Origin of the sequence: Desulfurococcus sp. (genome assembly GCF_038881575.1) — an archaeon.
Classification (GTDB): Archaea; Thermoproteota; Thermoprotei_A; order Sulfolobales; family Desulfurococcaceae; genus Desulfurococcus.
On record NZ_JAVZPN010000001.1, the window covers coordinates 30,859 to 51,404 of the forward strand.

At 47.2% G+C, this 20,546-nt stretch carries 18 protein-coding genes; 15 read left to right on the forward strand and 3 right to left on the reverse strand.

Annotation, left to right across the window (positions count from 1 at the left end):
- The first annotated feature begins 3 nt into the window (after positions 1–3).
- The 3 genes from purB to QXV08_RS00160 are packed head-to-tail and all read left to right on the forward strand — an operon-like array spanning position 4 to position 3,181.
- Positions 4–1,350, forward strand: coding sequence for an adenylosuccinate lyase (purB, locus tag QXV08_RS00150; protein WP_342785530.1), 1,347 nt, complete (start codon positions 4–6; stop codon positions 1,348–1,350).
- Positions 1,347–2,414 carry a formate--phosphoribosylaminoimidazolecarboxamide ligase gene (locus QXV08_RS00155; RefSeq protein WP_342785532.1) on the forward strand — a complete coding sequence of 356 codons (1,068 nt, stop codon included), beginning with the start codon at positions 1,347–1,349 and terminating at the stop codon, positions 2,412–2,414. Before purB ends, QXV08_RS00155 begins: the two co-directional genes overlap by 4 nt.
- Before the next feature lie 47 nt (positions 2,415–2,461).
- Positions 2,462–3,181 carry a phosphoribosyltransferase family protein gene (locus tag QXV08_RS00160; RefSeq protein ID WP_342785534.1) on the forward strand — a complete coding sequence of 240 codons (720 nt, stop codon included), beginning with the start codon at positions 2,462–2,464 and terminating at the stop codon, positions 3,179–3,181.
- A gap of 64 nt (positions 3,182–3,245) precedes the next feature.
- Here the strand turns inward: QXV08_RS00160 and pyrB are convergent, their stop codons facing one another.
- Both pyrB and allB read right to left on the reverse strand, forming a co-directional pair.
- Complete coding sequence (gene pyrB / locus QXV08_RS00165; protein WP_342785536.1) at positions 3,246–4,169, reverse strand: aspartate carbamoyltransferase; 924 nt, start codon at positions 4,167–4,169, stop codon at positions 3,246–3,248.
- 35 nt (positions 4,170–4,204) lie between these two features.
- On the reverse strand, positions 4,205–5,545 hold the full coding sequence (gene allB, locus QXV08_RS00170; protein WP_342785538.1) for an allantoinase AllB: 1,341 nt from the start codon (positions 5,543–5,545) through the stop codon (positions 4,205–4,207).
- 82 nt (positions 5,546–5,627) lie between these two features.
- On the opposite strand from allB, the gene QXV08_RS00175 reads away from it, so the two are divergent.
- From QXV08_RS00175 to QXV08_RS00230, 12 genes are all read left to right on the forward strand, one after another.
- Positions 5,628–7,970, forward strand: coding sequence for a xanthine dehydrogenase family protein molybdopterin-binding subunit (locus QXV08_RS00175; protein ID WP_342785540.1), 2,343 nt, complete (start codon positions 5,628–5,630; stop codon positions 7,968–7,970).
- Positions 7,957–8,859 (forward strand): xanthine dehydrogenase family protein subunit M, encoded by a 903-nt coding sequence (locus QXV08_RS00180; RefSeq protein WP_342785542.1) that lies wholly within the window; start codon positions 7,957–7,959, stop codon positions 8,857–8,859. The genes QXV08_RS00175 and QXV08_RS00180 overlap by 14 nt, the downstream gene beginning before the upstream one ends.
- Positions 8,859–9,320 carry a (2Fe-2S)-binding protein gene (locus QXV08_RS00185; RefSeq protein WP_342785544.1) on the forward strand — a complete coding sequence of 154 codons (462 nt, stop codon included), beginning with the start codon at positions 8,859–8,861 and terminating at the stop codon, positions 9,318–9,320. Before QXV08_RS00180 ends, QXV08_RS00185 begins: the two co-directional genes overlap by 1 nt.
- Positions 9,321–11,663, forward strand: coding sequence for a molybdopterin cofactor-binding domain-containing protein (locus QXV08_RS00190; protein ID WP_342785546.1), 2,343 nt, complete (start codon positions 9,321–9,323; stop codon positions 11,661–11,663). It abuts the gene before it with no gap.
- Positions 11,660–12,565, forward strand: a complete 906-nt coding sequence (locus QXV08_RS00195; RefSeq protein ID WP_342785548.1) for a xanthine dehydrogenase family protein subunit M — start codon at positions 11,660–11,662, stop codon at positions 12,563–12,565. Before QXV08_RS00190 ends, QXV08_RS00195 begins: the two co-directional genes overlap by 4 nt.
- Positions 12,565–13,026 carry a (2Fe-2S)-binding protein gene (locus tag QXV08_RS00200; RefSeq protein ID WP_342785550.1) on the forward strand — a complete coding sequence of 154 codons (462 nt, stop codon included), beginning with the start codon at positions 12,565–12,567 and terminating at the stop codon, positions 13,024–13,026. The genes QXV08_RS00195 and QXV08_RS00200 overlap by 1 nt, the downstream gene beginning before the upstream one ends.
- Before the next feature lie 23 nt (positions 13,027–13,049).
- Complete coding sequence (locus QXV08_RS00205) at positions 13,050–13,310, forward strand: MoaD/ThiS family protein (RefSeq protein WP_342785552.1); 261 nt, start codon at positions 13,050–13,052, stop codon at positions 13,308–13,310.
- 145 nt (positions 13,311–13,455) lie between these two features.
- Positions 13,456–13,587, forward strand: a complete 132-nt coding sequence (locus QXV08_RS00210; protein WP_342785554.1) for a hypothetical protein — start codon at positions 13,456–13,458, stop codon at positions 13,585–13,587.
- Between the two features lie 153 nt (positions 13,588–13,740).
- Complete coding sequence (locus QXV08_RS00215; protein WP_342785556.1) at positions 13,741–15,354, forward strand: APC family permease; 1,614 nt, start codon at positions 13,741–13,743, stop codon at positions 15,352–15,354.
- A 105-nt stretch (positions 15,355–15,459) separates the two neighbouring features.
- Positions 15,460–16,413: a phosphoesterase gene (locus tag QXV08_RS00220; protein WP_342785558.1), complete on the forward strand. Its 954-nt coding sequence runs from the start codon at positions 15,460–15,462 to the stop codon at positions 16,411–16,413.
- Between the two features lie 2 nt (positions 16,414–16,415).
- Positions 16,416–17,258, forward strand: a complete 843-nt coding sequence (locus QXV08_RS00225; RefSeq protein WP_342785560.1) for a hypothetical protein — start codon at positions 16,416–16,418, stop codon at positions 17,256–17,258.
- A 16-nt stretch (positions 17,259–17,274) separates the two neighbouring features.
- Positions 17,275–18,615: an aminotransferase class III-fold pyridoxal phosphate-dependent enzyme gene (locus tag QXV08_RS00230; RefSeq protein ID WP_342785562.1), complete on the forward strand. Its 1,341-nt coding sequence runs from the start codon at positions 17,275–17,277 to the stop codon at positions 18,613–18,615.
- Here the strand turns inward: QXV08_RS00230 and QXV08_RS00235 are convergent.
- Positions 18,612–20,195 carry an amidohydrolase gene (locus tag QXV08_RS00235; RefSeq protein ID WP_342785564.1) on the reverse strand — a complete coding sequence of 528 codons (1,584 nt, stop codon included), beginning with the start codon at positions 20,193–20,195 and terminating at the stop codon, positions 18,612–18,614. The two genes, QXV08_RS00230 and QXV08_RS00235, sit on opposite strands and share 4 nt — an antisense overlap.
- Positions 20,196–20,546 lie beyond the last annotated feature (351 nt).

The following is a 20,546-nucleotide window of genomic DNA, read 5'->3' on the forward strand; positions in this document are numbered from 1 at the left end:
TGCATGTCTGGAAGCATTTGCCCACTTGAATGGAGATATGGTTCAACCGAGATGAGGAAGGTGTTTTCCAGGAGGAATATAGTGGATAAATACATAGCCGTGGAGGCCGCTATATTAAAGGGCCTCGAGGAGGCTGGATTAGCACCTAGTGGTTGCTGGAGTAAAGTAGAGTCGTTGAAAGGAGTACTAGATCCCGCCGAGGTTGATAGGCTTGAATCCAGGATAGGACACGATATAGCCGCTCTCGCTGAAATAATATCGAGCAGAATTGGTGAGCCATGCGGTAGATTCGTGCACCTAGGGGCCACCAGCTATGATATAGTTGACACAGCATGGGCCCTAATACTTAGCGAGGCATTAGAGCTCACTAGAGCCAGGCTTATAGAGGTGATTAAACTACTGGTTAGCCTTGTTGAAAAATACCGCGATACCATTGTAGTGGGGAGAACCCATGCCAGGCATGCATTGCCGATTACATTCGGGTTTAAGATGGCTAACTACGCCTACGAGTTAACGAGATCGCTTCAAAGGCTTAGGGAACTCGATGAACGTGTCGTTAGGAGTAAGATATCGGGTGCTGTGGGAACCATGGCTGGCTGGCTGAAGCAGGGGTTAATAGTTGAGAATACTGCTTCAAGCCACCTAGGCCTTGAGCCCCACTTGATAACGACCCAGGTTGCACCAAGGGATGGCTTTGCCGAGGTGATCGCCGATCTAGCTATACTGGCTTCACAGCTAGAGAGATTGTCACTAGAGGTGAGGGAGTTGATGAGGGATGAGATCTCTGAGGTGTACATCGATACCGGTGAGGTGGGTAGTAGCGCAATGCCCCATAAGAGAAACCCCTCTGTACCTGAAAGAGTATGTGGTTTATCAAGGGTCATAAGGGGGCTACTTGTTTCATCCATGGAGAACATAGCTTTAATGCATGAGAGGGATCTCACTAATAGTAGCTCTGAGAGAGTGATCATGCCACATGTCTTCCTCATAATTGATCAAATGTTGCTTGACACAATAAGCATTCTTAGAGGGCTACGTGTAGATGAGGTAAGTGCTAGTAGAAACCTTGAGTTGACGCAGGGCAGGATAATGAGTGAATGCATCATGGTAAAACTGGTGCTTAGAAAAGGCTACTCGAGAATCCAGGCACATGAGTTACTTAGAAAGCTGAGCAGGACAAGTATATGGGAGAACAAGCATTTAAGAGAGATACTGGTGGAGAACGGGTTATATGATGATGAAATAGGTGAGTGCTTCGACTACTCGAAATACCTCGGCAACTACTCCGAGCTCATAGATAGAGTCTTGAAATATGTTAGGGAGCAAATTGAAGCGGGGGTACGTAATTGAACACCGATGAATTACTCAAAGGCTACGATACAGGTAACTTGACAATAGGCACGCTTGCAAGTCACTCGGCACTACAGATAATGCATGGAGCTAAGAAGGAAGGATTCACCACAATCCTTGTGGCGCTTAGGGATAGAGCATGGTTCTACAGGGAGTTCGATCACCTAATAGATTTAATAATAGAGGTTGACTCGTGGAGAGATGTATGTAAGCCGGAGATCGTTGAGGAACTCAGGAGCTATAACACTATCCTTGTTCCACATGGAAGCTTCGTGGAGTACGTTGGCCTTGAATGCGGTGAATCTATAAAGGTACCATTATTCGGTACACGTAGCCTACTGAGGGTTGAAGCTGATCAAAAACTAAAAATGCTGCTCCTCATGAAAGCCGGGATACCCACTCCACGCGTCTACGGGTTGAGCGATGATATAAGGGAACCCGTAATAGTGAAGCTACCGGGTGCTAAGGGTGGGAAAGGATACTTCATCGCTTCAAGCAATAGTGAAGTAGAAGCCAAGCTGAGGAAATATATTGAGGATGGAGTGCTAAGGAACCCCGGGGAGGCGATCATACAGGAGTACCTAGTAGGGGTCACAGCATACTTCCACTACTTTTATAGCCCAGTATTAAACAGACTTGAGTTGCTTGGAGCCGACATAAGATATGAAAGCGATGTAGACGGGCTACGTAGACTACCTGTTAGAATCCTCGGGAAACTAGGCGTCGATCCAACGTTCACTGTGGTGGGAAACCTACCACTGGTGCTAAGGGAGAGCCTGCTTCCAAGGATAATCGAGTACGGGAAGAGATTCGTGGATGCCTCACGTGGCATGGCTTCGCCAGGCGTTATAGGCCCATTCTGCCTTGAATCCGTTATAGATAGAGAGTTGAATATAAAGGTATTCGAGTTCTCAGGGAGGATTGTAGCTGGGACAAACCTGTATATTGATGGAAGCCCGTATTCATACCTGTACTGGGATCAACCAGTAAGCATGGGTAGGAGAATAGCTATCGAGGTGAGGCTAGCCCTGGAGAATGGGTTATTGGAAAAAATTGTCACATAGTGTTTAATTACACTCCCTGTATAATTAGTTAAGTAGGGGTAGTTTAAGTGAGGCTCGACTATAGGTTCATCAGCGTGGATTTATTGAGAGCATACAAGGAGCTTGTAGACTACAAGGAACTAGAGGAGATAACTGGGTTAGACACGCAGACTCTTTGGAGGTATATTAGGAAAGGGGTTAAACCTAACTCAAAGAAGGCTGCTAGCCTATTCAATAAGCTGACTAGCAGGGAAATCGTCGAAAGGTTGATTAAGAGGGAGCTTGTAGAATTAGAGAATGGCATCTATAGCCTATACAGGATCGCATATAATATTCCATTGATCAAGATACTCTCCTACATAGCGCTCAAAGAGTTCCGTGAGTACAGGATAAACGCTGTTGCAACAGTGGAGTCGGATGGTATACCATTAGCCACTAAAATAGCTGATGTAATGAATGCCAAGCTTGTCGTGGCTAAACACCGCCCCGAGATAGGTGCGAAGGGTTATCATCAGACATCCTATGTCTCAAGGGATCCACCCGTCTACACAATGCTCTTCACACCAGTCGATATATTGATTAAGAAGGATAGGGTTTTAATAGTGGACGATTTGATAAACACCGGGAAAACCTCGAGGGCCATGATCCAGTTGATCAAGGCCGCTGGGGCTCAACCGGTTGGATTATTCTCTATAATAGGTATTGGAGATTCATGGTTCAGGGTTATTTCCAGGGATTTGGAGAAGATATATGTTACGCTAGTTATTACAGAGCTCCAAAAGGCTTGAAGCAGGCTTAAAAACCTTGTTTATCTTTAAATCCATGGTTTAAAATGGGAAAGCTTCCCGTTAATTAGACGCCGAGGATCGTTTTTATCAATGCCATCCTCATGTAGAGGCCGTTCCTGGCTTGTTCAAAGTATATTGCTTGAGGTAGCACATCTACATCGGCGGTCAATTCCCATACTCTTGGGAGTGGATGCATTATCAAGGGTATCTTCTTGAAGCGTGAGAGGTACTCGTATGTAATAATATAGCTTCCCTTAAGCCTCTCATACTCCTCTGGATTCATTCTCTCCTTCTGTAGTCTTGTCACATACAGGACATCTAGTTTCTCCATTGCATCGTCTGGTTTCTCGAGGAGCTCGTACCTTGTCCTCCTCTGGTCAAGTATCTTCAATACTTCTTCACGGGGTCTTAGCGCCTGCGGTGAGATAAAGTATATTGTTACATCCCTGAAGTTTGATAATATATATGATAGACTAGAGATGGTTCTACCATACTTTAAATCCCCCATTACCCCTATTGTCACTCCATCTATTCTACCCAAGCTCCTCCATATAGTGTATACATCCAATAGGGCTTGGGTTGGGTGTTCATTGTATCCATCCCCAGCGTTCACCACGGGAGCTCTACATATTTCAGCAGCCTTAGCTGCGAACCCGGGCTCCCTATGTCTCACGACTATTATGTCAGGGTCGTAACTATCAACCGTCCTGAGAGTGTCCTCAGGGCTCTCTCCCTTGGCTCTACTCGTGACCTCCTCGGGTCCGAGATCAATTACGTTGCCCCCTAGCTTAGTCATGGCGAACTGGAAGCTCAGCCGGGTTCTAGTGCTGGGCTCGAAGAACGCTGTGAAGAGTGTTCTTTCCTTGGCCAGTTCTAGTTTTTCACCGTTTTCGACACGCCTCCTTAACTCCTCTGCTATGGTGATTAATTTCTCCACATCGCTTCTGGAGAACTGGAGAGCTGATATAACATCCATTCCCTTATGCATGGGGTACACCACGACTACTTTATGGTGAGCCCCCGTTATAACTTAACTTGTCTAATCCATTTTCCAACGGGTTTATCGGTGATCATGCCATCACGGTATATCACTATCCCTCTGAGTATAGTGTACCTTATCCTACCCTTAAGCCTCCACCCTATGAACGGGGAGAGCTTATACTTGTATTCAAGCCACTCCTCTGTTACAACTGTCTCACCACCCGGGTCAACGATGACTAGGTCTCCATCAAACCCTATATCTATCGAGCCCTTCCTAGGCCACAGCCCCCATAGCTTAGCTGGGTTCTCAGATAGTAGTGCAGGCACCCTGGTTAAGGGGATCACATTCCTTAAAGCTAGGTCGAGCATTATGGGGAGCAGTGTTTGAACCCCCGGCATCCCTGATGCAGCGCTCCATATATCCCTTTTCTTCTCCTCCGGGGCATGGGGAGCGTGGTCTGAGCCAAGAGTGTCTATTAGACCGTTTCCCACGGCTTCGAGCAGTCTCTCCCGGTGAATGCCTCCCCTTATTGGTGGGTTAACCTTGATTAAGTTTCCGTGTTTCTGGTAGTCAACCTTATCAAGCACGAGGTAGTGTGGGCATGTCTCTCCATATATTTCAACTCCCTCGCCCCTAGCTTTTCGAACGGCTTCAAGCGCCTCTATAGATGATATATGTACTATCAATACTCTCCCATGCGTATGCTTCGCGATGGTGGCTATTTTAATAATACTGTATTCCTCAGCTATTGGCGGCCTAGCCTCGATATGGAGCCATGGATCCATGCCGCCTCCCGACTTCACCTTCTCGGTGAAATAGGTTACCAGTGAATGGTCTTCAGCATGGAAGGCTATCGTAACCCCTGTCCTGCCTGATTTAGAGAGGGCCTCATATAAACTGCTATCACTGGGCGATGGGATATTACCTGTCGTCGGGCCCATAAATATCTTGAAGCCTACCGCTCCTGCCGCGATGATGTCCTCGAATAAATGTATATTCCCATCGTGGAGGACGCCGAGAAGCGCATAGTCAACATATGCCTTCGACTCAAGCAGCCTCGCTTTACTGGCTAATTTACCTGGATCCTCTACTGGTGGAAGCGTATTAGGGTGTTCTATAACTGTTGTAACGCCTCCTTTTAAAGCAGCCCTGGTTCCATGAGTGAAGTCATCCTTGTACTCTAGGCCGGGCTCCCGCATGTGTACGTGCTCATCTATTACACCGGGTAGTACAAGCATGCCTGATGCATCGATGACCTCATCCACGCCACTAGTGCTAAGTTCAACCCCTATCTCGGCGATAACCCCGTTCACTATTTTCACATCAGCCTTGAATACTCTCCGAGGAGTAATGAGTAGCCCGTTTCTAATGAGTAGGCTCATAGCCATCACATTATGATCTCAATTCTCATATAAATAAAAATATATATTTATCATACGCAATAAGTTGACTCGAGGTGCACTTATGGGGGATGCAACCAGCCTCCTGGAGAAATGGCTCTCAGCAAGTGAATTCCTCGTTATAGGTAAGAAAGTGTCAAGAGTTGACTCCCTAGAGAAGGCTCTTGGTAAAGCATTGTTCACTGAGGATTACTACATAGACTACTTCCTTGGTAATGCATTATACGTTAAGCAGGTGTTAAGCACTCATCCCCATGCAAGACTAAAGAGTATAAGCCTACCGGAACACCTGAGGAGCAAGGACGTGAAATTATTCACAGCTAGGGATATACCCGGGGAAAACCAGGTGGGATACGCGTTACCTGATCAACCATTACTTGCAGAAGGAAAGGTGAGATATCACGGGGAAGTAGTGGCACTGGTCGCCTCCATGGATATGGATGAAGCCCTCAGGGCTGTTGAGGAGATAAGGGTCGAGTATGAGCCCCTACCATATATACTGGATCCATTGGAGGCTATGAATAGGAATGATATCCTTATCCACGAGGAGGCGGGCTCGAATATAGCGTTTAAGACAAGGGTTAGGAGGGGTGATGTCGAGGAGGGGTTTTCGAGAGCCCATGTTATAGTTGAGAATGAGTATAGGTTACACCACCAGGAGCATGCGTACCTGGAGACTGAGGCGGCGTTAGCAATCCCGGGTATTGAGGGAGGCGTGACTATAATAGGCGGGCTCCAGTATCCTCACCTCGGGCAGAGAATAGTTGCAAGGGTCCTGGGTTTACCATTGAGTAAGGTGAAAATAGTTGCCCCCTACATAGGTGGGGGCTTCGGAGGTAAGGATGATGAGGGTCCATTGACGTGTGCTAAGGCTGCTCTTGTAGCCTACTTGACCGGTAAGCCAGCGCTACTAATATATAGTAGGGAGGAATCCATCAAGGTGCATCCTAAGAGAGAGGCTGCAATCATAAGGTATAAGAGTGGGGCTGATGCCGATGGGAGGCTCACGGCTATAGATGTAACAATAATACATGACACTGGTGCATACGCTAACAGAGGACCCTTTATACTTTGGCGTGCAACGATGCATGCCTCCGGGCCCTATGTAGTCCCCAATGCAAGGGTCGATGGCTACGCTGTGTACACTAATAAAGTATACCAGGGCTCGTTCAGGGGCTTCGGCAACTTATCAATACAGTTTGCTGTTGAGAGGCAGATGGATCAATTAGCTGAGAGACTCGGATTAGACCCGGTTGAATTCAGGCTGAGGAACATTGTAAGAGAAGGCTCTTACACTATCACAGGGCAACTATTAGACCACTCAGTTGGAGTAGCCGATGCCCTGGTAAAGGTTGCCAATGCATGCCGGTGGCGTGAGAGAAGGCGTGAGATAGAGGAGTTCAATAAGCATAGTGAGAGAATTAAGAAGGGCATTGGTGTGGCTGTGGCATGGCATGGTATTAGTACATCTAGGGGTGTACCAGACTGGTCGAATGCCTATGTGAAGATAGAGCAGGATGGCTCGGTCACACTGTACACCGGCATCGTGGAGATCGGACAAGGCTCGCCGAGCTCAGCTCATGTACAAATAGTATGCGAGCTACTCGGTGTAACACCTGATAGGGTCAGAGTAGTGTATGGTACAACGGATGCCCCCGACGCCGGTGCAACCCATGCATCAAGGGGTAGTAGCATAGGGGGGATAGGGGTCTACGTAGCGGCTTCGAAGCTAAGGGAGAGATTGAGCGAGCTGGCATCCAGGGTCCTAGGGGTGTCTGCGGAGGACCTAGTGTTCGCGGATAACAAGGTTTACTCGAGGAGTAATCCGGGTAAGCAGATATCGCTGAGAGACCTTGTTAAGGAGGCGATAGCCAGGGGCATCGAACTATCTGCGACAGGCTATTTCTTCCTGCCGAAAGGTAGATTCGACGATACTGTGGGGCAGGGATTCGCGTACCCTGCCTACAGCTATATAGTGGTAGTCTCGGAGGTTGAAGTAGATACATTAACAGGTGTTGTAAGGGTTACACGGGTATATCCAGGCCTAGCTGCTGGGAGGATAATTAATCCACAGCAGGTTGAGGGACAGATAGAGGGCGCTGTAGCCCAGGGCGTGGGGTACGCGTTAATGGAGAAACTAGTGTTCAATGATAATGGAGAAGTGTTAAACACTAACCTAACGGACTACGTTATCCCAACTATCAAGGATGTACCAGAGATAGCTGAGCCGGTTTACGTTGAAGACTTATTCAAGTACGGTCCATTCGGCGCTAAAGGCGTTGGTGAAATGGCCCTCATACCTATGCCGGCCTCGATAGCTAATGCTGTAAGCCATGCACTAGGGGTCAATGTAACTAGGACACCGTTGACCCCCGAGGAGGTGCTTAGATTGATTGGTAGACTGTGAGGTGGTGGACGTGTTCTACCGGATACCTGAGATAAGGTATCATAGGCCATCTACACTTAGTGAAGCACTCAAACTACTCGGCGAGTTGACTGGGAGGGCTAGGATACTAGCTGGGGGCACGGATCTAGTGCTCGACCTGAAGATTAAGAGGTATAACGTGAGTGATTTAATAGATATATCTCAGTTAAACGAGTTAAGATATATTATCGACGAGGGAGACATGGTCAGGATCGGTGCCTTGACAAGTATACAGGAGATAGCGGACTCCAGTGTTATCGCTGAGAAAGCACCACTACTGAAGAAAGCTGCCGACGAGTTCGCGTACTGGCAGATAAGGAATATGGCTACTATTGGGGGTAATCTCTGTAATGCCTCTCCAGCAGCGGATACAGCGCCACCACTACTAGTCCACGAGGCCCTCGTGAAGACAGCCAGCATCGAAGGCGAGAGAACAATACCAATCACAGAATTCTTCAAGGGGCCTAGGCAGACGGCTCTTAAACCCAGTGAGATGTTTGTCGAAGTGGTAATCCCAAGTAAGCCTCGACCCCTTTGGAGACATGCCTACTATAAACTAGGTAGGAGGAGGGGGCATGAGATCTCGGTGGTATCGATAGCTATTGCTGCATCGATCAATGCCGGGGTCTTCCAGGATGTTAGAATAGCCCTGGGATCCATGGCTCCAACACCTGTTAGGGCGAGAAGTGTTGAAGTGTTTCTAAGGGGGAGAGAGATCAGTGAGTCGGTTATTGAGGAAGCCGTTGAGAAACTGAGTAGTGATGTGAAGCCGATAAGCGATGTAAGGGCGTCAGCCGAGTATAGGCTCCACGTGTCTAAGGCATTACTGAAGGATATGCTTCTCAAGCTTGTTAAAGGGGGTGGTGAATAATGCTCGTTAGATTCAGGCTCAATGGTAGAGATGTAGAGCTGGATGTGCCATCCAATGAAACCCTGATAGACACGTTGAGGCTGAGGCTGAAGGTGAAAAGCGTTAAAAGAGGGTGTGAAAGAGGTGAATGCGGATCCTGCACGATACTACTGGATGGCAGGCCGGTTACCTCCTGCATGCTGCTTACACCCCAGGTAAACGGCAGAGAAGTAGTGACTGTGGAGGGATTAGAAAGGGATCCATTGTTCAACCAGCTGGTTAAATCATTCATTGACAATGGGGCCGTGCAATGCGGCTTCTGTACACCAGGTATATTATTAACAGCGTGGGCGGCTATAAGGGAGAACAGATTCAAGAGCATGGATGACGTAGCAGATTATATAGGGAATCTATGCAGATGCACCGGCTACATTAAGATTGCTAAAGCAGTGTGGAGCGTGGCCAGCGGGGTGAGGAAGTAAGTGTACTCCTTCATTGGCAAGAGGAGTATTAGAAAGGATGCATTACCTAAGACCAGTGGCACCATTAAATTCGTCAACGACTTAGAGGCCCCAGGGATGCTTATTGGTAGGATATTTAGAAGCCCCTATGCCTTCGCCGATATAAGGAGGATAGATGTAAGCGAGGCCGAGAGACTCGGCGTTGTGGTGTTAACGCCTGATGATGTCCCGCAGAAGCCATTTAATCCACGATTAGTGAGCATCCATGAAGTGACCTATAAGGATACATACGTCTTAACCAAGAAGCCGAGGTACATAGGTGACGCTATCGCGGCTGTAGCTGCTCCAAGCGAGGAGCTTGCACAGAGGGCTATTGAATCGATTAGGGTTGAATACGAGAGGATATATGAGCCGATACTGGATCCCTTTAAAGCAATGGAGCCAGGTGCCCCATTGATACATGAAAGGATTATGAAGGGTAGTGAATGGGTTAACGTGGAGAGAAATATAGCTGCTACATTGAATTATGTTGAGGGGGATGTGGATAAGGCTTTCAGGGAATCCGATATCGTTATTGAGAGGAGGTTTAAGACCGGTAAGAGATACCATATGCAGTTAGAGCCTAAATCGGTTTTATGCATACCTGAACCAGGCGGTAAGCTGACAATATACGCGACGACGCAGACTATACATAACACCAGGATACTGATAAGCCAGATCTTCGATATACCGTTAAGCAAGGTGAACGTGGTTAAGATACCTATAGGCGGATCCTTCGGCTCCAGCATCCAGGTAAACTACTTGGTTCCAATAGCTGTGGCATTATGCCTTAAATCAGGTAAACCTGTCAAGATATCTTATACACGTGAGGAGGATATACTAGACCACTCCAACTTCGTATTCCACTTCAGGATGAAGATAGGGGCTAGGAGAGACGGGGTGTTAATGGGTGCCGAATTCGAAAACATCCTCGATGTGGGTGCTCACCAGGTGCAGCCATACCCTCTCCTGGGCACAAGCCTTGGATGGTTTGTCTCAATGTATAAGTGGAGGAATATAAGGTATATTGGTAAAGCAGTGTACACGAATAAGGTGCCAGCCTGTGCTTTAAGAGGGTATGGAGCGCCTGAGGTGCAATGGGCTGTTGAAACAATAATGGACGAGCTGGCTGAAGAACTGAAGATTGATCCAATAGAGCTCAGGCTGAAGAACTACGTGGGAAGAGGAGAGATATTCTGGGGACAGGGACCCACGGTTAAATCAATTATTAAATCAGACGGAGTCCCCGAGTTACTTGAAAAAGGAAGAAAGTTAATAGGCTGGGAGAAGAGGGGTCATCCAAGCGGGAAAAAAGGGAGGTATAGGAGGGGCATTGGGCTGGCTAGGGGTTTCCATACATCTGGCGCTGGGGGGCCGATCAGCGGGGAGGTAATAGATTATACTGGCTGCATACTTAAGCTCAATGAGGATGGGACACTGGACTATATAACAGCACTACAAGACCATGGGGGCGGCACCCTTGACGCGCATGTCAAGATTATCTCAGAGGTCCTAGGGGTGCCCCCGGAGCTAGTAAACCTTGCCACTGCTTCAACAGAGAACACACCATACGACGTATGCACTCATGCATCAAGGGGAACTTATGCCGGTGGCGAGGCAGCTAGGAGAGCAGCTGAAATAGTTAGATCCAAGATATTCGAGTACGCAACCAGGATCGTGGGAAGAGTCGTCAACCCAGAGGCGTTTAAGATAAAGTATGATGAAGAGTTGAAGCAAGCCATTGTATATGTTGAGGGCACAGACATAAAGATCCCTCTTAGCGAGATAGCTAGGATAGCTTGGCAGAGGAACTGGGGAACAATAGGTGCCCTCGTATCCTATAGGGCTACCTCGGCTCCACCAAGCTTCACAGTCTACTTCGTCGAGGTTGAAGTGGATACCTGGACAGGTAAGGTGAGGCCTGTAAGGGTTGTAGCCGGTGCAGACGTTGGTACACCGGTAAACCCAGATATGGTTGAGGGGCAGCTCCACGGTGGCTTCGCAATGGCATGGGGTATGGCATTCACGGAGAACACTGTGTATGAGGAGAACGGTGAGTTGGCTGGGAGAGGCTTGATAACAGATTACAAGATACCAACCATAGCGGATACGCCTTCACCGGAGGACTTCATTGTTATAACAGCGGATACCTATGAGTCCACGGGGCCCTTCGGTGCTAAGGGGCTTGGTGAAGCGGCTATGAACCCGGCTGTCGGCGCAATAGCCAACGCTATCTATAACGCGATCGGTGTGAGATTCTACGAGCTCCCCATAACGCCTGATAAAATAGTGAAAGCATTGAGGGAGAGGGGTGAGACCCCATGAGTATTAAGCCTTCGTTGATGAACTATAGGAATACGCATATAATACCGTTTAGATTCGAGTACTATGAGCCGAGATCCCTTAAAGAAGCATTCGAGATACTTGAAAAACTAGGCGATGCAGCCAAGATACTGGCGGGTGGCACTGATCTACTGGTTAAAATGAAGACTAGGCAGGTGGAGCCGAAGGCACTCGTTAACATTAAGAGGATCAAGGAGCTTAGGGGCATAGTTGACGAGGGAGATAGGATCAGGATTGGCGCGTTAACAACCCTGAGAGAGCTCGAGGAATCACCATTAATAGCAAGGTATCTCCCCGCATTACATGACGCGGTTAAACAAATGGCCAGTATACAGATAAGGAATATGGCTACTATTGGGGGTAATCTCTGTAATGCCTCTCCAGCAGCGGATACAGCGCCACCACTACTAGTCCACGAGGCCCTCGTGAAGACAGCCAGCATCGAAGGCGAGAGAACAATACCAATCACAGAATTCTTCAAGGGACCGGGGCTCACAGTGTTGAAGCCGACCGAGTTACTAGTGGAGATTATTGTTAACAAGGAAAACGGTTCCTCAGCCTTTAGTAAAATAGGGAGGATAGCGGTGGATCTAGCTATCGCCAGCGTAGCTATCTACTTGAAGACCAGGGGAGATGCCGTTGAGGATGTAAGGGTAGCTGCTGGCGCGGTAGCCCCTACACCGATTAGATGCCCGAGAACCGAGGCTGTGTTAAAGGGGCGTAGGATAAATGAGGTAAGCGTTGAGTTGGTCAGAGTAATTGAAGATGAGGTGAAACCAATAAGCGACGTTAGGGCAACGGCTGAATACCGTAGACACCTAGTGAAAATCTTAGCCTACGATGTCTTCCATAAGGCGGTTGAGAGGAGTAAAGGTGGTACTTGATGGTGAAAGTCGTATTCGAGGTTAATGGGAGAACCATTGAGCTAGATGTTGAGCCCAATGAACTGTTAATCAACACGCTCAGGAACAGGCTTGGATTGACTGGTACCAAGTATGGGTGTGGAATAGGTGAGTGCGGAGCTTGCACTGTGCTCGTTGACGGGGAACCCATGCTCTCCTGCCTCTTGTTAACAGTCGACGTCAACGGTAAGCGTGTTGAAACTGTTGAGGGCTTAACAAGTGAGAGGAATCCTAGTGAAGTCCAGAAGGCATTCATGGAGGAGGGGGCTATTCAATGCGGTTACTGCACACCGGGCTTTATAGTTATGGCTGAGTACATGAGGAGGAGAAACGTGGAGCCCGTGGACGAGAATATCAAGGAGTACTTGAAGGGTAATCTATGCAGGTGCACCGGCTACATCAATATATATAAGGCTGTTAGGAAAGCCCTTAAAGCCAGGTAGGTTTCCACCAGGTGTAATACTCATTGATAAGGGTAAGAGTTGTTTTCATCGGCGTTATCGCCGAAGCTATTGGCACACATATCGAGGAATACTCTATACAGGAGAACACGAGGTTAAACGAGCTACTTGATATAATAGCGGGGAAACACCCTTTCCTCCGGGAGATACTTAGGAATCTACCATTAATCAACACCTATGTAAATGGTAGGCATGTAGACTTAAACCATGTTTTAGAAGATGACGACGAAGTAGTTATAGCTCCCCCGTTTTATGAAGGAGGCTGAGCCAAGAGTGTTGGCATTCAAGGAGAGGATTAAGACATTCCTTGAGTGAAGAAATTACGAGATAGCTGTTAGATTCGATGGTAGAGACTACTGGGCGTCGATATACTTCAAGAAGATTGTTGAACCAAGGAAAAGCAAGGCAGACATGTCTATAGACGTAGACTTCAACAATGATATGCCAGCAGTATTCACAGATAACGAGAGACTTCTGAGAGTCGAGAAGTTTGAAATACCTATAAGAGGGATCTGGCTCACAACCAAAAGCCCTGTCCTTTAGAGCGAGGGGTCAGCTAAATATCTCTGGAGATGGAAATGTATAATATTATTAATAGGATGGTTTCAAGGGATCAATAGACTTTGGTTGTGAGACTTATGTGGGAGGAAAACTTATATATTTATTATTATATAGAAGTATAAAATGGGGAATTAAATGGGGGAAGAAGTAGTATTTACTAGGAGAGCTTCCGGGCTGGTGAGAGAGTTAAGTTGGCTGGATATAGCTATATGGGCTATAGCAACACCTGCTGGCTCAGGCATGACGTATTATGCTGTTAAAATCCTCGGAGACCCAGCAGCCTATGGTGGGAGCCTCCCATTAGCGTTCTTCATTGCTGGCATAATGTTCCTACCACTCGTCGTAGCCTTTGCCATGATAACTACATCTTTCCCTCGAAGCAACAGCTTATATGTTTTCGTCTCTAGGACTCTTCACCCGGTGCTAGGGTTCCTACCATTCTGGTACTTCATCGTTGGCGGTGGCTGCGCGATGACCGCCGGCTTCATGATGGTTGTGGGACTTAAAGCGTTAAGCGGTCCACTCGTGGTTGCCTCTGCATTAACCGGTGATCCAACTCTGTTAAGGATTGGTGAAGCAGCTTCAGACCCCAATGTCCAGCTTATAGCGGCATTAATGCTTGTCGCCTTACTGTGGATAATAAACTATTTAGGAATGAAAGTGATAAAGTGGGTGCTGAGGGTATTAACAATCGTCCCCATGACCGTTACAATCCTAGTACTGGCATACATAGCTATCCTGGGAGGTAATGTTGGTCTATCTAAGTGGGACCAGGTATTTGGGGCAGGTGTTGCAGAGGAGATAATGAGGGTGGCATATCAGGGTGATCCATCGCTAGGGGTACAGCCATTAACACGTGTTGACATGTGGTCCGGCACCTATGAGATGCTACTATGGACACTGTGGGCTTGGACCGGTCTTGAGATAGTAACCTTTGTTGGTAGCGAGGTCAAGGATCCATCTAAGAGCTATATTAAGGGGTATCTCACAGGCTTCACACTGGTAATGGTGTTATACCTGCTCAACGCATTCATTATTCCATGGGTATTCAACTACGATTTTCTAGCAGCCTACGCCTACCTGAAGAGTGAGTATCCTGACACGTTGAGTAAGATCATGGGCGCCTACGCACTCCCCGATCCCTCGGTACCTCTAGTGGCATCTGTTGCCGTAGGCAACGCTGCCATAGCCATATTGATAGGCGTATCATACTTCCTATGGTATGTTAACACGGCTCTACCAGTGTGGGTTGGCGGGGTCAGAGGATTCTTCTCTATGGCTTTCGACAGAGTGCTACCGGAGAAAATGGCTGAGGTCTCGCCTAGATGGGCTGCACCAACATGGGCTAATCATGTCACAGCTTTAATTGCATTATTCGGTGCCATAATGACTTACCTAGAGAACCTCGGCTATGAGCTTGCAACAGCCTTAATATCATTCCTCGACTTCAGCCTCTTCATATTCGTATGGCCGGTGGGGCTGGCATTAATGCTTATCCCGTGGTGGAAGCCAGAGTTGTTTAAGAGGATGACTATATCATCCCCTGTCACAGCTACCGTTGTCGGGGCAATAGTGTTTGCCCTCGGCTGGTACTTCATGATATACACGTCTTATAGCCAGCCATTAATAGTCCTGGTCAATATAACAGTTGGGCTAATAGGTTTAATAATATTCACGGCTATGTCGGCCAGGAACAGGAAGAGAGGCATTGAACCGGAGAAAATCTATGGCGAAATACCGCCAGCCTAGCTCAGCCCGTTCCAGACATGTTTTCTTTCACTCCTTTAAAACTTATAAACATGCGTAGCACTATCCTTATATGTATGATTAAATAAATGTGGGAATGATGAGGGTATGACATCTAAAATATTTTTCTCCGTGGATGTACACGGGTCTAGCATAGTGTGGAGGAAATGGATCCGTGCCGTAGAGATGTATAATGTGAACGTATTGATTCTAGCAGGGGATCTAACCGGTAAGGTGCTAGTACCCATAATTAAACACAGTGATGGCTCGTGGACCACTAGGTACTTCGGTAAAAAATGGATGTTCAAGACCGAGGGCGAGGTCAGGGAATTCGAGGATAGGCTAGAGGGTGCAGGGGTATATTATGTCAGGGTCGATGAAAAGGAGCTGGAGGAGCTGAAGAATAACCCTAAACTAGTTGAGGAGGTGATGAATGAAAAAATATCTGAGAGGCTGAGGACATGGCTAGACCTGCTTACAAGCCGTGTAGATACAAGGAGCGTCACCACTATAGTGATGCCTGGTAATGATGACGAGTTATTCATCGATGACATAATAAGGGGATACGAGGACAAGGGCATTATATATCCACTGGATAAGGTGTTAGAGATAGAGGGGCATGAAGTCATCTCCTCACCCTATGTCAACCCAACTCCATGGAAGACCCCCAGGGAGATGGATGAGAAAAACCTGGAGAAACATCTGGAGAACCTGGTCTCAAAGCTGAGAAATACATCAAGCTCCATCTTCAACTTCCACCCACCACCTTTCAACACTCACATTGACCTAGCTCCCAAGCTTACAAGGGATTTAAGACCAATGGTTGTCGCCGGCCAGGTTCAATACGAGCATGTGGGGAGTAAGGCTGTGAGAAAGATCATTGAGAAATACCAGCCCTTAATAGGCATGCATGGACATATCCATGAATCCGGGGGCATGGATAAGATAGGGAGGACTATAATTATAAATCCTGGTAGCGAGTACAGTGAAGGCGTTTTAAGAGGGTTCATCGTAGAAGTCGATAGGGAGAAACTGGTTAACTACTGGAGGATTGAGGGCTGAGCATGAGTGGTATAGGTGAACACGTGAAGTTATCTACCGAGGAATTTGTAAAGGATGCCATTGAAATAGTGTCTAGAGCGGAATCCAGGGGTGTGAAACTAAGGATCCTGGGTGCGTGCGCGATATATATTCACTCGATGCATGAGCAGAGAGCCATCAATATATATAGGTCGCTCGGGAGATTCACGTCATCCGGCGCGTTATTCACAGACCTGGATTTGATGGCTTATAGTAAGCAGAGGAAGGATGTAATAAAGTTCTTTGAGGAGGAGTTGAAATTCAAGTACGATCCACTCATAAAGGCATTATTCTCTGGGAAGAGGCTCATATACTTTCATCCACAGAACCTCTACCACGTCGACGTCTTCTTCGACGTTCTCGAATTCAACCACGATGTCTACTTCGGCAAGGAGCCGGGTAAGGGGAGGCTGGAGCTGGATAATCCAACTATCTCGCTTGCAGACCTAGTTCTCGAGAAACTACAGATAACTAAGATTAACCTGAAAGACCTGGTTGACTTAGCTGTGTTGTTTAGGGCTCATGATATATGTGGCCAAGACATCCATAAGGAATGCATTGATGGGAACCATATAGCTACAATACTATCGGGTGACTGGGGCTTCTGGTATGATGCTACAAGTAATCTGGGAAAACTAATCAAATTCCTTGAGGAGAAGCAGAGGGAGGGCTTACTGGATAATAGTGATGTAGAGGATGTAAGGCGGAAGACAGGGAGGTTAATGGAGTTGATTGATAAAACACCTAAGACAAAGAACTGGATAAAGAGGTCTAAGATAGGGACCTCCAAGCCGTGGTATAGGGAAGTAGAGGAAGTAGTGAGATAAGGTAAGGAAGACATAGATGAGCCTCGATACCTTTATAGAGGAATACCACAGGGTTTTTTCAAGGTCATCTAGAACAGAATACGTCCCAGCGGTCATTAAGGAGGCATATAACTCTGTAGTTATCGATGTATATGGAAGAAAGTACATAGACTTCTCATCAAGTGCATCAGTAGTGAACACCGGCTATAATAATCCAAAAATACTGGGCGCCGTTGAGAAGCAGTTGAGGAGGCTGATTCATTACACTCATATATATGGCTTCAACGAGCCAGCATTAAAACTAGCTAGGAAGCTAATCTCTATAACAGGTGTAGTGGATGGAAAAGTAATCCTGGGCCTGAGTGGTAGCGATGCTAATGAAGGAGCACTATTCTTAAGTAAAGCCTATAATAGGAGAACCTATTTACTAAGTTATGTAAACAGCTTTCATGGATGCACGCTGATGGCTGCAAAGGCATCGGGGATAGATTTATCGAGGAGGGTGGTCAGACTCCTCGGTGAGGAAGGGAAAACAATTTTTCTACCATACCCGGATTGCTATAGGTGCCCCCTTGGCTATACATGGAGTAGCTGTAGGCTTAGATGCGTTGAAATAGTTAAAGAGAAAATAGAGGAGTTGAACGGGGATGTCTACGGTTTAATCATCGAGCCTATACAGGGGGACGGGGGAATAATACCGGCTCCCGAGGAATACGTTAGAGAACTACGGAGAATACTGGATAAGTGGAGTATTCCACTCATAGTGGATGAGGTCCAAACCGGGGTAGGTAGGACTGGTAGATGGCTGGCGATACAGTATTACGGGGTCAACCCTGATGTCGTCACTCTAGGTAAAGCGCTTGGTGGTGGACTGCCTATATCAGCTATAATTGGGCGAAGCGATATAATGGAATCTCTTCCCGATTTCTCCTATAGTTTCACCCTCTCAGGAAACCCTGTTGCATCTGCTGCAGCATTAGCTGTAATAGAGTATATAGAGGAAAACAATCTACTTGAGAGAGCTAGGATCCTCGGTGAGCATGTGGTAAACGAGTTAAAGGGATTAATGAAGGAGCATGAGCTAATAGGCGATGTAAGAGGGAAAGGATTAATGATAGGGGTGGATCTCGTGAAGGATAGGGAGACGAGGGAGAGGGCTGTCACGGAGGCTAAGAAAGTTGTGTGGAGAGCATTCGAGCTAGGCCTCATAGTCTTCTCTATCAGTGGGAATATACTTAGAATCCAGCCGCCTTTAACCATCGAGGAGGAGATCCTTGATGAGGGGTTGAGGATACTTGAGAAGGCTATTAATGATGTGGAGAAGGGGAGGGTAAGCGATAACGTTGTAAAGATGGTGAAGGGGTGGGGTGACCACTAGTATACTCTCTCCCCTCCTATATATGTCTCCAATACCTTAACGCCTCTAACGTCATCGATGTCCACTTCGAATGGATCCCTGTCAACTACTATAAAGTCTGCTAGTTTTCCCTCCTCCAACGAGCCCAGCTCTCCTTCCTCACCTATCACGTATGCTGATCCATATGTATAATAGTAGAGGGCGTCCTCAAGAGTTAATGCTTCATTCCTTGTATCCTCGTAGAAAGATATATTCTCATTCCTCCCCCTTGTAACAGCCGCATATATTGTCTCCCACGGGTTCAACGGTTCAACCGGTGAATCAGTAGAAAAACCCAGCATTACTCCTTTACTAGCCATGGTTTTAAACGGATACAACCACTTAATCCTCTCACTACCTAGTCTCTCCTTAGCCCACCAATCCGAGATCACGAAGTGGGGTTGGACAGAGATGACTACTCCCAGCCTAGACGCCTCCTCGATTTGATCCGGCCTTATGACTGAGGCATGCTCAATCCTGTGTCTAATCCTTCCGCTTACTCCGAATTCTCTGTATACGCTGAGTATTAGATCTATTGCTGCATCACCGATGCCGTGTACCGCTACTTGGAAGCCTTGCTTGGAGGCTTTCTCAAGGACCCCGCGAAGCTCCTCCCTACTAATCAACTGCCTCCCACTAACTGATGGCTTATCACTGTAAGGCTTTGAGAGCCAGGCTGTCCTAGCCCCTAGGCTCCCATCCGCGAATAATTTAACCCCCTTTATCCTCAGGTACTCGTTGCCGAAGCCCCCTTTAACACCCAGCATACTTACATTATTGAACAAGCCTGGCTCCATGTATACCCTGACCCTTGGATACCTCCATCTATTGCTCTGGAATAGTGTGAAGAGGGCTTCAAGTGAATTTCTGCCACAGCTCATGAATCCTATTGTTGTAATACCCAGTGACGATGCGTATTTCAGCGCGGACTCCACGAGCCTGATCCTTTCATCCATGCTCATGGATCCGCTGAGAATGCCTAGCGCCTCGCCTACCGCGTCCTCGACTACTACGCCGGTTGCGACACCTGATTCATCCCTTACTATATTGGGTGTCTGCTTGGTAAGTAAACCAGTTATCTCCATTGCCTTAGTGTTTAATACTGCTGCATGCCCGCACACCCTGATCAATATAACTGGTTTATCACCAATTACCTCATCTATGTCCCAGCGTGTAGGCCATCTCTTCTCATCGAACAATTCCTGGTCCCATCCCCGGCCTATGATGATTCCTGGGTTCTTTTCCTCATTGTACTCCCTAATCCTCTTCTTCAACTCACCTATGCTCTTTACCCCTCTGAGGTCGAGTGTGGCTAGCTGCAGGCCCAGGCTGTCCAAGTGCATGTGCGAGTCTATGAAGCCGGGTAGGATAATCCTTCCTCCGAGATCCACTATTTCCCCCTTAAGCATCCTACAAATAGATAAAGCGTCCCCGTTTTCCCCAGCATATAGGATCCTGCCATATGCAACGACAACTGCCTCCCTTACCCTCAACGGTTTAAACCCAGCATATATCCTCCCGTTAATAAAGCACATGACCCCCTGCAAAACCGTCACCAGCATTCATCAATTACAATACAGCAAGCTTATACATTTATAGCTGACTCACCATAATTCTAGAAACACTAAACCATCCCGGCGTTAACACTTGTTCTATAATCCATCGAGGCCGCCTAGCCTACTTTCCACCCAGGTATTCGTTAACTCAGATTATTTAACAAGGTCCATCTATTCTATTAATTATTGATGATGAGCTTTCGGTCGCCCTGATCCATGGTGACGAGTTTTCCTCTCGCTGATAAACAGGAGTAATCATTATATAATATTATCTATATTGTTTAACAACCCATGTGCATGAATCATGGAGTCATTGCGATGTCCCGGGGTCAGAGTCCCGTTTTCATCCACTCCCCG

Excerpts from the sequence above, each read along its gene's own strand:
- purB (WP_342785530.1), top strand. The coding sequence starts at position 4 with ATGTCTGGAAGCATTTGCCCACTTGAATGGAGATATGGTTCAACCGAG.
- pyrB (WP_342785536.1), bottom strand. The coding sequence starts at position 4,169 with ATGCATAAGGGAATGGATGTTATATCAGCTCTCCAGTTCTCCAGAAGC.
- allB (WP_342785538.1), bottom strand. The coding sequence starts at position 5,545 with ATGAGCCTACTCATTAGAAACGGGCTACTCATTACTCCTCGGAGAGTA.
- QXV08_RS00175 (WP_342785540.1), top strand. The coding sequence starts at position 5,628 with ATGGGGGATGCAACCAGCCTCCTGGAGAAATGGCTCTCAGCAAGTGAA.
- QXV08_RS00185 (WP_342785544.1), top strand. The coding sequence starts at position 8,859 with ATGCTCGTTAGATTCAGGCTCAATGGTAGAGATGTAGAGCTGGATGTG.
- QXV08_RS00195 (WP_342785548.1), top strand. The coding sequence starts at position 11,660 with ATGAGTATTAAGCCTTCGTTGATGAACTATAGGAATACGCATATAATA.
- QXV08_RS00200 (WP_342785550.1), top strand. The coding sequence starts at position 12,565 with ATGGTGAAAGTCGTATTCGAGGTTAATGGGAGAACCATTGAGCTAGAT.
- QXV08_RS00210 (WP_342785554.1), top strand. The coding sequence starts at position 13,456 with ATGTCTATAGACGTAGACTTCAACAATGATATGCCAGCAGTATTCACA.
- QXV08_RS00215 (WP_342785556.1), top strand. The coding sequence starts at position 13,741 with ATGGGGGAAGAAGTAGTATTTACTAGGAGAGCTTCCGGGCTGGTGAGA.
- QXV08_RS00220 (WP_342785558.1), top strand. The coding sequence starts at position 15,460 with ATGACATCTAAAATATTTTTCTCCGTGGATGTACACGGGTCTAGCATA.
- QXV08_RS00225 (WP_342785560.1), top strand. The coding sequence starts at position 16,416 with ATGAGTGGTATAGGTGAACACGTGAAGTTATCTACCGAGGAATTTGTA.
- QXV08_RS00230 (WP_342785562.1), top strand. The coding sequence starts at position 17,275 with ATGAGCCTCGATACCTTTATAGAGGAATACCACAGGGTTTTTTCAAGG.
- QXV08_RS00235 (WP_342785564.1), bottom strand. The coding sequence starts at position 20,195 with ATGCTGGTGACGGTTTTGCAGGGGGTCATGTGCTTTATTAACGGGAGG.